Annotated in this window: 11 protein-coding genes; 4 read left to right on the forward strand and 7 right to left on the reverse strand. The window is 60.2% G+C overall.

Going from position 1 to position 12,302, the window contains the following annotated elements:
- Positions 1–10: 10 nt before the first annotated feature.
- The 5 genes from V6R85_RS04265 to V6R85_RS04285 form a co-directional block, all read right to left on the reverse strand.
- Positions 11–988 carry a magnesium transporter CorA family protein gene (locus tag V6R85_RS04265; RefSeq protein ID WP_080865900.1) on the reverse strand — a complete coding sequence of 326 codons (978 nt, stop codon included), beginning with the start codon at positions 986–988 and terminating at the stop codon, positions 11–13.
- 336 nt (positions 989–1,324) lie between these two features.
- Positions 1,325–2,455: an Mrp/NBP35 family ATP-binding protein gene (locus V6R85_RS04270; RefSeq protein ID WP_003503126.1), complete on the reverse strand. Its 1,131-nt coding sequence runs from the start codon at positions 2,453–2,455 to the stop codon at positions 1,325–1,327.
- 119 nt (positions 2,456–2,574) lie between these two features.
- Positions 2,575–3,798, reverse strand: a complete 1,224-nt coding sequence (locus V6R85_RS04275; RefSeq protein ID WP_111833675.1) for a CmpA/NrtA family ABC transporter substrate-binding protein — start codon at positions 3,796–3,798, stop codon at positions 2,575–2,577.
- A gap of 78 nt (positions 3,799–3,876) precedes the next feature.
- Positions 3,877–4,617, reverse strand: a complete 741-nt coding sequence (locus V6R85_RS04280; protein WP_099085615.1) for a helix-turn-helix transcriptional regulator — start codon at positions 4,615–4,617, stop codon at positions 3,877–3,879.
- 212 nt (positions 4,618–4,829) lie between these two features.
- Positions 4,830–5,699 carry an IclR family transcriptional regulator gene (locus V6R85_RS04285; RefSeq protein ID WP_162695457.1) on the reverse strand — a complete coding sequence of 290 codons (870 nt, stop codon included), beginning with the start codon at positions 5,697–5,699 and terminating at the stop codon, positions 4,830–4,832.
- A 72-nt stretch (positions 5,700–5,771) separates the two neighbouring features.
- On the opposite strand from V6R85_RS04285, the gene V6R85_RS04290 reads away from it, so the two are divergent.
- Genes V6R85_RS04290 through V6R85_RS04305 form a run of 4 tightly spaced genes read left to right on the forward strand, consistent with a single transcriptional unit; the run spans position 5,772 to position 9,004 of the window.
- Positions 5,772–6,554, forward strand: coding sequence for an SDR family NAD(P)-dependent oxidoreductase (locus V6R85_RS04290; RefSeq protein WP_060726058.1), 783 nt, complete (start codon positions 5,772–5,774; stop codon positions 6,552–6,554).
- A complete protein-coding gene (locus V6R85_RS04295) occupies positions 6,554–7,468 on the forward strand; it encodes a 2-dehydro-3-deoxygalactonokinase (RefSeq protein WP_080865895.1) in 915 nt (304 codons plus the stop codon). The genes V6R85_RS04290 and V6R85_RS04295 overlap by 1 nt, the downstream gene beginning before the upstream one ends.
- 14 nt (positions 7,469–7,482) lie before the next feature.
- The gene (locus tag V6R85_RS04300; RefSeq protein WP_003503136.1) at positions 7,483–8,112 is read left to right on the forward strand and encodes a 2-dehydro-3-deoxy-6-phosphogalactonate aldolase; all 630 of its coding nucleotides are present in this window, start codon (positions 7,483–7,485) and stop codon (positions 8,110–8,112) included.
- Between the two features lie 4 nt (positions 8,113–8,116).
- Positions 8,117–9,004 (forward strand): SMP-30/gluconolactonase/LRE family protein, encoded by an 888-nt coding sequence (locus tag V6R85_RS04305; protein WP_111833809.1) that lies wholly within the window; start codon positions 8,117–8,119, stop codon positions 9,002–9,004.
- A gap of 191 nt (positions 9,005–9,195) precedes the next feature.
- On the opposite strand, the gene V6R85_RS04310 is transcribed toward V6R85_RS04305, so the two are convergent.
- Positions 9,196–10,548 (reverse strand): putative bifunctional diguanylate cyclase/phosphodiesterase, encoded by a 1,353-nt coding sequence (locus V6R85_RS04310; RefSeq protein ID WP_003503140.1) that lies wholly within the window; start codon positions 10,546–10,548, stop codon positions 9,196–9,198.
- An 86-nt stretch (positions 10,549–10,634) separates the two neighbouring features.
- On the reverse strand, positions 10,635–12,254 hold the full coding sequence (locus tag V6R85_RS04315) for a response regulator (protein ID WP_162695473.1): 1,620 nt from the start codon (positions 12,252–12,254) through the stop codon (positions 10,635–10,637).
- Positions 12,255–12,302: the final 48 nt, after the last annotated feature.

A 12,302-nucleotide genomic window follows, 5' to 3' on the forward strand; every position in this document is an offset into this window, starting at 1 on the left:
TCCTGGCTCCTCAGAGCCAGCCCTTCCAACGAAAAAAGAGAAACGGGATGATTGCGGACATCAGCATGATAACAAGCGCCAGGGGATAACCGAACGTCCAGTTCAACTCCGGCATGAGTTGAAAGTTCATTCCGTAAACCGAGGCCACCAGCGTGGGCGGCAAAAACACCACCGAGGCAATCGAGAATATCTTGATGATGCCGTTCTGCTCGATGTTGATGATGCCGAGCGAGGCGTCAAGCAGGAAGGTCAGATTGCCGGAAACGAAGGAGGCATGTTCGTTCAGCGACTGAATATCGCGCCCGATCGACTTGCCCTGTTCCCTCGCTCCCTTGTCCTCGCGAGCCTGATCGCTGGTGGAGAGGAAGGTCTGCAGCCGCGCTAGCGATGCGAGGCTGACGCGGACCTTCGAGATCAGCCGGTGATAGGCGGCGATATTGGTCAGGCGGTCTTCGAGATAGCGCGGCGCCTTGCGTTTGGAACGGGCCTGGCTGCCGAGAATGTCGGCGGCGAGATTATCGATGCCAGTGACCGAGTTTTCGAGAATTTCCGCCGTGCGGTCGACGATTGTTTCGAGCAGTTTCAAAAGCAGCGCCGTGCCGCTGCGCATTTCGTGCGGCGCGCGGGTAATGGCGGCAATGAAAAGGTGGAATGATTTCGGCTCGGCATAACGGATTGTCACCAGACGCTTGCCAACCAGAACGAAGGCGACATCGGTGAGGCGCGGATCATCCGAATCCGCCTTCCACACCAGAGACGCGGTCATGAAGACATTGGCGTCTTCCATATAGAGACGACTGGAAGGCTCGATATCCTTCAGGTCTTCGCGCGTCGGCAGTTCCACGCCCAGCAGCTTTTCCACATGCTGCTCTTCCGCCCTGTCTGGATTGACGAGATCGATCCAGACGATGTCGTCGGGAATCGGTCCGGAGCCGTCGACTGCCGACAGGCTGATCGCCTCGCAATTGGCGCGATAGGCTTTTATCAATCCGCTTCTCCGCTCCACATCGCGGGCTTGCCGCAATGCTGCTTAACATATCCTGTTTGCCGTCGGCAAACCTTTGGACGACACTTCAGGGAGCGCCGGACCAGGCGGGATTTCACAATCTCGCCAGCCCGATGGACCAAGAGCCAAACGGCGCAGGCGTATGCGCCCAAAGCGAGATGCAATCAAGCAATATTTTTTCGCGACAGCATTGCAGGCGAAGCATCTCTGGAGTTCAAATCCGGAAATGCTACCAGATACTTTCGGTTAATCTTCTGTTTTCAAAGGATTATTCAAAGCGGGCAGATGCCTGCCCGCTTTGCGTCCGCGACTGGCGCATTATTCGAAAACGATCCTCGGCGCGGCTTTTTGCTCGCTCGCACCAATGCGCGCCCAGACTTTTTGCGCGATATCGCGGTAGATCGCGGCCTGCGGGCCATCGGGCTCGGCGGCGACAACAGGCGTTCCGGCATCCGACATTTCGCGGATGGAGATGGTGAGCGGCACTTCGCCGAGGAAAGGCACGCCGATCCGTTCCGCTTCCGCCTTCGCGCCGCCATGGCCGAAAATATCGTAACGCGCACCGGTATCGGGCGCGATGAAATAGCTCATATTCTCGATGACGCCGAGCAGCGGCACCTCCACCTTGCGGAACATGGTGATGCCCTTGCGCGCATCGATCAGCGCCAGATCCTGCGGTGTGGAGACGATGACGGCGCCGGCGAGCGGCACCTGCTGGGCGATGGTAAGCTGCGCATCGCCGGTGCCGGGCGGCATGTCCAGCACCAGCACATCCAACTCGCCCCAGGCCACTTCGCGCAGCATCTGCATCAGGGCGGACTGCACCATCGGCCCGCGCCAGATCATCGCCGCTTCCTCATCCACCAGAAAGCCCATGGACATGACCTTCAGTCCATAATTTTCCATCGGGAGGATGATGCGGTCTTCCTGCTGCTGCGGACGGCCGGAAATTTTCAGCAATCGCGGCAGCGAAGGGCCGTAAATATCGGCATCGAGCATGCCGACCTTGAGGCCGAGCGACTGGAGACCTAGCGCCAGATTGACCGCGGTCGTCGACTTGCCTACCCCGCCCTTGCCCGAGGCCACGGCGATGATGGCCCGCACGCCCGGTACGCCCACCTTTGACGAGCCGGGCTGTGTGGCCGGCCGGCCGGGTGCAGCGGCAGGGCGCGCCGGCGCCGGTTGCTGCTGGCCGGGCTTGCGATCGGCCGTCAGAGCGACGACCGCGCCGACGATACCCTCAACGCTTTTGGCCGCCTGTTCCGCGGCAAGCCGCAGCGGCTCCATCTCCGCAGCCTTGTCGGCCGGTACGGTGATCGAGAAATAGGCTTTCGCATCGGCGATGAAGATTTCCGAGACCATGCCGAGTGCGATGATGCTCTTACCGCTGCCGGGATAGATCACCGCTTCCAGCGCCTTTTCCACCTGGCTCTTGCTGACCTCTGCCATATTCCTGCTCCGCTATATCGTCCGACCGGGTATTGCGTGCCATCCATAGACAAGCCGGAGCGCTTCGCCAATGCCAAAGCGCGACAGTCAGGCATTCGCGACGATTTAACGCTGCCGTTTCAGATTTCGTCGTCCATCGCCAGCGTTTCCGGATCGAAAACATGGCCGTCGAAAAAACAGTCGGGGCCGAGCACCAGACCCGTGCGCGACGCGCCGACATGAACAGGCTCGCGCAACGTGCCTTCGAGTTTCAGATTGGCACCCGGCACCGGCACGAAAAGCGGCTTCATGGCCTTGCGGAAAATATCCGGCCGGTAGGCGTTGCGGGCGGCCTCCACCACGGCGGCATCGAGCCGGTAATCGGCGGAAACCTCGCCCCAGCGCAACATCTGGCTGAAGAACCACAGGGCCTGGCTCTGCCAAGGGAAATTGGCGGCCTTGGCACTCGTCACGAAAAACTCCTGAAACCGCTGCATGTCCCGCTGAGAGGTGGAAATATAGCCTGTCAGCGCCGGCAGCAGGAATTCGCCGTTCTCATCCAGATATTGAGGCGCGGCGAGGATGCCGGCCAGTTCCTCTATGTTGGCGGCGTTGGCGCACCATTCGCCGGCGCGATAAAGCGCCCGCAGCAGTCCTTCCAAAAGGGCGGCGTTTTCCTCTGCCCAGCGCGTCTTCACGGCCAGTATCTTTTCCGGCGCATTGTGCCAGATCAGCGCGCCCGTGGTGACGATACGGCCGGCGCCGCCCAGCACCACGGCGCTGCCCGCCGGTTCGGCGGTACAGAGCGCATCGACCTTGCCGCTTTCCAGCAGCGATGGCATCGCCTTCGGCAGGGCTTCGACGATTTCCATGTCCCGGCCGAGCAGCACGCCGCAGCTTCCGAGCAGATAACGCAGGGCATAAAATGGCGTGGAGACAATATCCTCGACCGCAAAGACCGGCGGGGTTCCACCTGCCGCCCGGCGCGCGGCGCAGACACGGGCCATGGCCCGCCCAAAAGCCGCCGGATCCGGCAGCTTCAGTCCTTCGCGATAAAGTTCGTCGTAAAATCCGTGCGAAACGGTCGTTGCCGATCCGCCAAGGGAGAGTGTGAAAACGCCGACAATATCGCCTGGCAGGTCATCCAGGCCAACAGCGGAACCAACGGGAACCGGGGCGGGCAGATGCGCGACATGAACGCCATCCTCGCCAAGCGCCGCAAGCACGGCGCGCGCGGACTGTTTTCGGAAAAGTTCGAGTTCTATGCCCTCATCGGCAGCAAAGCCTTTTTCGGCAGCGGCTATCAGCACGGCGCAGTCGATAGTCGGAGAAAATCCCGCTTTTACCCTATGCCGTTCCGGCAAACGATTTCTCCTTTCCGGTGATTCGAAAGGAGGATCGCCCAGGAAGCGCTTTATCACAATGATAAAATTACGGTTTCGCTATTTTATCAGGCCGACCCGCAGCGCTTTGGCGACAGCCTGGGTGCGGTTGACCGTGTCGAGTTTTTTCGTTGCGCGGTTCAGGTAATGATTGATGGTGTGTTCCGACAGCATCATGATTTCAGCAATTTCAGCGCTGGTCTTGCCGGCGGCGGTCCAGTTCAGACAGTCGATCTCCCGCTCGCTCAATGTTTCGGGAACCCTCAAATCGAGGCGTCGTATTTCAGATAGCCGGGCAAAGACATGGCTGGAAATGTAGAAAAGCTCGGCAAGCCGGCTGGCGGGCAGAGCCGTCTTGTTGCCGGAAAACGAGACCGCGCCGCGTCGCATGGTGATGTCATGAACGGGAAACCACACCGAATTGATCATCTCGAAACGTTCGAAAAGGTTGATCACGGTTTTCTTGGCGATTTCTCCGTCGCCTCTGACCAGAAAATCCATCGAGACGGAAAAGGGGACGGTCGATTTTTTCAACTGGGCCATCACCCGGCTGGTCTGCAGCATGCCCTCTTCATCGTAGCGCTGCAAAAGCTCGGCCGGCCAGCTGGTGATAACAGTATATTGCGACAGTTCGCTCGCCACTTCCGAGGACAGGTCGAGCACCATGAAAGCCCTGAATTCCCAGGCCTCCGTCAGCCGCTTCAGAAACCGGAATATATCGAATTGCGTGTTGAGATCAGCGATCTCGCGAACGCAATCAACACCAATCGACTGAACGGCGGCCGTCTCTGTTTTCTGCATCAAAGCTGTTCTTCGAGAATGAGAAAATGCCGCCGCAAAGGCCCGCCTTTGCCCGGAAATTGTTGCGGATGTTACTCACCAAAACGATTCATGCAAACAAAAGTTGAAAACTTAATTCAGAATAGTCGAAAATAATATCAAATGCACCTGAATGGACGCGTCCCCGCGCTTTCCATAAGGGAAAATCCACCGGCTAACGCCCCGTTTTTTCCTCAACCATCCGCAACCGGGGATAATCTGCAGGCAAGATCATCGGAAATTCTATCGGCAGTCTCGCGCACCAGAGGGGCCCATTTGCGTAGCTGTTCCACATCCACACGATAGGCCGGACCGGTGACGGAAATCGCCGCGCGAAAATTGCGGCCGGGCGCCCGGACCGGTGCTGCAACGCAGTGAATTCCGATCTCGTGTTCCTGAAGGTCGAAACCGTAGCCATTGTCGCGAATGGTCGCCACATCAGCCATCAGTGCTTCCGGGGTCGTGATCGTATTTTTCGTGAAGTGGTGAAAATCCAGTTCCGCAGCCAGTTCCGCCAGATCATCAGCTGATAACAGCGACAGCGCCGCCTTGCCCACCCCCGTGCAATAGACCGGTGAGGTTTTGCCCACCTGCGAATGCATGCGCAATGTGTGCTGCCCCTCCATCTTGTCGAGATAGGTCACCTGCCTGCCGTTCAACACGGCGAGATGCACGGATTCCTGCGTCATTTCCTGCAACGCTGCCAGATGCGGGGCCGCGACGCTGCGCAGGTCGTTGCCGCTCCAGGCTTTCGCTGCCAGTTGCAGCAGCCTCAACCCCACGGCATAGGTCTGATCGGCAGCGTGATCGATAAGGCCCTCGGCGACGAGATGGGCGAGCTGGCGGTGAACCGAGCCGCGCGGCTGACCGCAGGCTTCGACCACATCGGTAAAGCGCATCGGCTTGTCGGCAAAGGCGATCAACTCCAGCAGCGAGACGGCCTTGCCGAGCGTGCCCGTGTCACTCCCGGTTTTCCGTTGCACCATCGGAACCGCGTCAGGCTTTTGCCCATTGGGCTTTTTATTATCGGCCATGGCAACATCCACCGTCATCTGTCTTGACATAAGCGTGACGCCAAGAGAATAATTCCATTTAGTAAAATCTAGTTCCAAATAATGGAACAATCAAGCCTTTCAATGGATGAGATGACGCCGATGACGCAAGCCCAATTTCCGGACCTCAAGGATGCGGGCGTGCTCGTCACCGGCGGCGGTTCCGGCATCGGGGCATCGCTGGTGGAAGCCTTCGCGATGCAGGGAGCGAGGGTTTCGTTCATAGACATCGCCGAGGAGCCAAGCCTGGCGCTCGTAAAGCGGCTTGCGACAACGGCGCAGCATCCGGTCCACTTCTTCAAAACCGACCTTCGCAATATCGCGGCGATCGGAAAGACGGTGGAGGCGGCGGCCTTGGCCACCGGCGGTATTAAGGTACTCGTCAACAATGCCGCCTGGGACGACCGCCACGACATAGAAACGGTGACCGAAGCCTATTGGGACGCCAATCAGGCGGTCAATCTCAAGCAGATGTTCTTCTCGGTTCAGGCAGCCCTGCCCTACCTCCGGCAGGCGAAGGGCGCCTCTATCGTCAATTTTTCGTCCATCTCGTTTCTGCTCAACATGGGCGAGCTGCCATCCTATGCGGCGGCCAAGGCCGGCATTATCGGGTTGACGAAAAGCCTCGCCGGCCGGCTGGGCCCGGAAAACATCCGCGTCAACACGCTGCTGCCCGGCATGATCGTGACGGAGCGGCAGAAGGAACTATGGCTGACGGATGAGGGCATTACCGCCACCACGGCGCGGCAATGTCTGAAGCGCACGCTCGTCGCCGCCGACCTGGCGGGTCCGTGCCTGTTTCTCGCATCATCGGCATCGAGCGCCATCACGGCGCAATCCATAATCGTAGACGGAGGCCTTCTATAATGTCTGAACCCGCTTTCATCGCCGTCGACTGGGGTACAACCAGTTTCCGGCTCTGGCTCATGAGCCGATCGGGCGCGGTGCTGGCGGAGCGCAGAAGCACGGAAGGCATGACCACCGCCATGCGGACCGGTTTTGCCGAGGTGCTGCAATCGCATCTCGACGCTATCGGCGCACCGGAAGATCTGCCGGTTCTCGTCTGCGGCATGGCGGGAGCGCGGCAGGGCTGGGTCGAAGCGGGTTATATCGACGTGCCGGCATCGCTTTCGGCGGTTCTCGATGGCGCGGTTCGCGTGCCGGGCCAGGTGCGGGATGTGCGCATTCTGCCGGGACTGGCGCAGCGGGATAAAAACGCGCCCGACGTGATGCGCGGCGAAGAAACGCAATTGCTTGGCGCTCTCGCTTCTTCGGACGCCGGTGAAAAACTCGTCTGCATGCCCGGCACCCATTCCAAATGGGTGACCGTAAAGGATGGCGGCGTGACGGGTTTTGCCACTTTCATGACCGGCGAACTCTTCGAAGTCATCTCGAAGCAGACGATCCTTTCCCATGCGGTGGCAGAGGCCGAAGCCTTTACCGGCGAGCATGAGGCTTTCACGGCGGCCGTGCGCGATATTTACGCCCATCCCGCGCTTGCGACCAATCGCCTTTTCACCCTGCGCTCCGGGCAATTGCTGCACGGGCTTACCGCGACCGACGCCAAGGCCAAGCTCTCCGGCATCATGATCGGGCTGGAAATCGCCGGTGCGCATTCGACGGCACGGCGGGAGACGCCCGTGGTGCTGATCGGCTCCGGTGCGCTCGGCGCGCTTTACGAGGGTGCCTTCGCAGCCCTCGAGATTCAATATACGGTCATCGACGCCGACGAGGCCGTGCGGCGCGGATTGCTCGCCGCTGCAAATGCCATCTGGCCATAGGATAAAGAGACATCATGCGTATTCCCTTCCCTTCCATCAAATATCCGCTGATCGCCATCCTGCGCGGTCTGAAGCCCGAGGAAACCGAAGGCGTTGTCGGCGCGTTGATCGAGACCGGCTTCCGCGCCATCGAAATCCCGCTCAATTCGCCCGATCCGTTCCGCTCGATCGAGATCGCCGCAAAGATGGCGCCCGCCGATTGCCTGATCGGCGCCGGCACCGTGCTTAGCGTGGAAGAGGTGGAATCGCTGGATGCGGCCGGCGGCAAGCTGATGGTCAGCCCCAATGCCGATGCCGACGTTATCGTCGCCGCCCGCGTCAAGGGCATGGTGACGATGCCGGGCGTTCTCACCCCCACCGAGGCGCTGGTGGCCGCAAAGGCCGGGGCGACCGGGCTGAAGTTCTTTCCCGCCAGCATCATCGGCCCCGCGGGTATCAATGCGATCCGGACCATCCTGCCGAAGGATCTGGTCATCGCCGCCGTCGGCGGCGTCTCGGACAGGAACTTCGCGGAATATACCAACGCCGGCATTACGGCTTTCGGGCTTGGCACCAGCCTTTATAAGCCGGGCATGACGGCGGCGGAGGTGCGCGAACGCGCCACTGTCACACTTTCAGCCTATGATGCAGCCATCGGAGGATAAGAGCTTGGCGACTGTTTTTCCCTTTGCCGGACGTGTTCTGGACGAGACGCCGATGCTACTCGGCGAAGGCCCGACCTTCGACCCTGCGACCGGCACCGCCTGGTGGTTCAATATTCTCGAGCGGGAACTGCACGAGCTGCATCTCGCCTCCGGCCGCAAGACCGTGCATGCCCTGCCCTTCATGGGCAGTGCGCTCGCCAAGGTCAGCGACAGCAAACAGCTGATCGCCTCCGATGACGGACTTTTCCTGCGAGACACGGCAACCGGCGTGCTGACGCTGCATGCGGAGCTGGAAAAGGATTTGCCCGGCAACCGCTCCAATGACGGGCGCATGCACCCCTCCGGCGCGCTGTGGATCGGCACCATGGGTCGCAAGGCGGAGACAGGCGCGGGCAGCGTCTATCATGTTTCCAAAGGCACCGTGACGAAGCTGTTTGGCGAGATCAGCATTCCGAATTCGATCTGCTTCTCGCCCGATGGGGCGACGGGATATTACGTCGATACCAAGGTGAACAAGCTGATGCGGGTGCCGCTTGATGCCGAGACCGGCCTGCCCTCCGGCAAGGCTGAAGTCTTCATCGATTCCACGGGTATCAAAGGCGGCGTGGACGGATCCGTCTGCGATGCCGAAGGGCATATCTGGAACGCTCGCTGGGGTGAGGGTGCGGTGGATCGTTACGATACGGACGGCAATCACATCGCCCGATATGAGGTGCCCGGCAAACAGACGACCTGCCCGGCCTTCATCGGCCCCGACGCGTCGCGCCTTCTTGTCACCTCGGCGCGCGAACATCTAGACGACGACGCCATTGCCGCCAATCCGCAGCATGGGTTGACGTTCGAGCTCGGGGTTGACGTCAAGGGCCGGTTTGAGCCGCTTTACAGGCTCTGAGACGCGGCACGCACCGCACTCTCCTCATTCCTGTGCTTGTCACAGGAATCTAGCCAGCCCAAGTCCTTGGGCTGAAAGGACTCTCTTCGCCGCGCAGACGCGCGTCGGCTGGATTCCTGTGACAAGCACAGGAATGAGGGAAGTTGGAGATTGCGTCCGCCGCCTTGCAGCCGCCGCCAGACCGCTCTGTCTCAGGAAATATCCGACAATATCTCGCGGTAATTCTCGTGCAGATACCGCTGGGTCGCGGCGGCATCGGCGGGGCGGCCGTAGAAATAGCCCTGCCCCATGGCGCAACCGAGCGCGCGCAGCTTTTCCTCTTCCGCCCGTTCTTCTATCCCCTCGGCCACGACTTCGAGATCGAGCCCTTCGCACATGGCGACGATGGCCTTGATGATATGTTCGGAAGGACGATCGCTGCTGATGCGCGACACGAAGGCGCGGTCGATCTTTACCTTGTCGAAGGTGAAATCCCGCAGGCGGCCGAGGCTCGACTGGCCAGTGCCGAAATCGTCAAGCGAAATGCGAACGCCGGCGCTCTGCAATTCGCTGATGATGCGTTGCGCGGTATCGGCTGATGTCATGACAGCCGTTTCGGTGATCTCAAGTTCCAGCCGATGCGGATCGAGGCCGACACGCGAGAGAATGGACAGAATATTGTCCGCCGTGCTTGGGTCCATCAATTGCGCGGAAGAGAGATTGAAGGACAGGAAGAGTTCACGCGGCCAGAACAGGGCCGCTTCCGCCGCCTTTCTGAGCAGGGCTTCCGACAGCGCATCGATGAAACCGCGCTCTTCGGCGAGCGGCACAAAAACCGCAGGCGATACGAAACCGAGATCGGGATCGTTCCAGCGGGCCAGCGCCTCGAAACCAATGACCTTTGCCTCTTCCAGCCGGACGATGGGCTGGAAATGCACATCGATGGCATCGGTGATGATGGCGTTTCTAAGCGCCTGTTCCAGCTGCGTGGCGCGCTTCATCTCCTGCGCGATCTCACGCGAATAGACCGTGATCTGGCCGCGGCCACGTCTCTTGGACCGATAGAGCGCCGTCTCGGCGCTTTTCAGCAAATCCTCGAATTCATCGCCGGCGAAGGGATAGATGGCGAAACCGAAGGAGGAAGAAAGCCGGACGTTGCGGTCGCCGAGATCATAAGGGGCAGAAAGCACGTCCTTGATCATGTTGCCGATACGTTCGGCGCCAGTACGCTCGAACACCAGCGGCAGCACGAAAGCGAATTCGTCACCGTCATGGCGCGTCACGACCGCGCCATCGGGAATGCAGGCCTTCAGCCGGTGCGCGACCTGGCAGAGGATTTCATCGCCCGCCTGCACGCCGAAAAGATCGTTGATGGGTTTGAAGCCGTCTATATTGGCAATGCCGACCGTGAAGGGGGCGGGATCGCTGGAGCGCTCGCTGGCAAGCATCCGGATCTTGTCCCGCAAACGGTAGCGGTTGCCGAGCCCCGTCAGCGGGTCGCTGTAGGCCATCGCCTGCAACTCGTTCTGGCTGACCTGCAACGATTGCGGCTCTGCCCGTTTCATTCCTGCATCTCGTGAATCCTGTGTCGACCGCGCTCACAATGCAGGGCAAGTATTAAAAAAGCCATAGCCTCCCGGCAATGGCAATTTCAGGCCTGCAGCCGTAGGGCGTCCTTGCCGAAAAGCCGCAGGAAAACCGCCTCGACCATGTCAGGACTGACGGGTTTCAGCAGCATATCGTCCATGCCGGAGGCCCGGCACTTGTCGAGATCGCCCTCGAATGCGTGGGTGATGACACCGACGATGGGAATATGTTTCTCGCCGCCCAGGCCGCGCATGCGGCGGGCGACCTCGAAGCCGTCGATATCGCCCAGCGTCGTGTCGAGCAGGACGGCGGAAGGCGGCTGTTCCACAAAGAGACGCAAGGCTTCCTCGCCCGAGGTGGCGAGCCGCCAGGAAAGCCCCAGGCCTTCGAGTATCTGCGAGAAGACGATCTGGTTGACCCTGTTATCCTCGACGAGAAGTATCTCGCAGACGCCGCCGGTCTTGAGTATTTCGGGCAGATCCTCCGTCATGATCTCCCAGTCCTCGTCAGCGGTTTTCTCATTTGGGGAGGATTTCAACCCAGCGGCAAGATAATGCAGCAGGGAAGCATCTATTTCCTCCTCCTCGATGGTGACGACGGGCAGATCATGCGCGGCGGCAATATCGAGGCATGCGACGCTCATCTGGGCGTCGACAACGACCACATCGATGCTCACACCGGCGGAAGCCGCGACATCGATGAATGTGCGCTGCTCGTCCTCGCTCGTCACCGCCGCATGGTCCATGCCGCCCGCGGTCAGAAGACGACCGGCGGCTTCCGCAAAGCGCCCGTTTTCAGAGACGACCAACACCGCCTTGCTCTTTAAAACCCCGCCGCGATTGTCCGTTTCCTCGTCCCTGCCATAGATGGAGGCCACGAAAGGAACATGTTCGAGCGAGGGGATGACGGGCGTGCCATTGGCATCGATGGTGGCAAGAGCGGTCACGTCCTCCATCGTCGTCACTAGGAAATATCGGCCGGGCCGGCCCACACGCTGCTTGCGGGTGATTGTCAGCACCTCTTCGCCATTCAGGCGTCGCACCCTTTCGGGAATGACAGCCGGCGTACCGCTATCCAGCACCATACGATCGGCGGCATCGATCCGTCCGGCGACCTTGCGCGAGTGGAGATCGAAAACGGTACGGCCGAGAATGCTCTCGGGACTGGTTTCGACCAGGGCGCTGGCGGATTTGTTGAGGGCGACATAGGCCATGTTCCGATCCTTGACGAAGACGGGAAATGGCAGATTGTCGAGAATTTCCTCAACGAGCTGTACGCGCTCAAGGTCGATGCGCCATTGCTCTTCGCGTTTCTTCTGTTCGGAAATATCGGCAACCACGCTGATGCCGAGGCCGGACGGCAGGCGGTTCATGACGAAGCGCAGGAAGCGCTCTCCCTTCAGCCGTTCGGTTTTTTCCGATCTTTCCTTCCAGTGCAGCGCCAGCCGCTCGCCGATCCATTCCTCCCGGCCGAGCGGGCGGGCATTGGCGGAGAGGCTTTCCGCCTCGAGCAGATAACAATCATATAGCGCGCTCAGATAGTCGCGCAGCCGCGCGCCAGGGCCGATGACGGCCTCTTCCAGCGGAAAAAAGCTGAGGAGTTTCCGGCTTGCAAAAATAATGTGATCATTACGGTCGTAAACGACGATCGCCGCGCCAAGCGCGTCGCAAAGGGCATCAAGCATCACCGTATGAACGCCCGCGCCAGAGGACGCCAAATCACTCAACTGCAA

This window comes from Agrobacterium sp. CCNWLW32 (assembly GCF_037083425.1).
GTDB classification, from domain to species: domain Bacteria; phylum Pseudomonadota; class Alphaproteobacteria; order Rhizobiales; family Rhizobiaceae; genus Agrobacterium; species Agrobacterium radiobacter.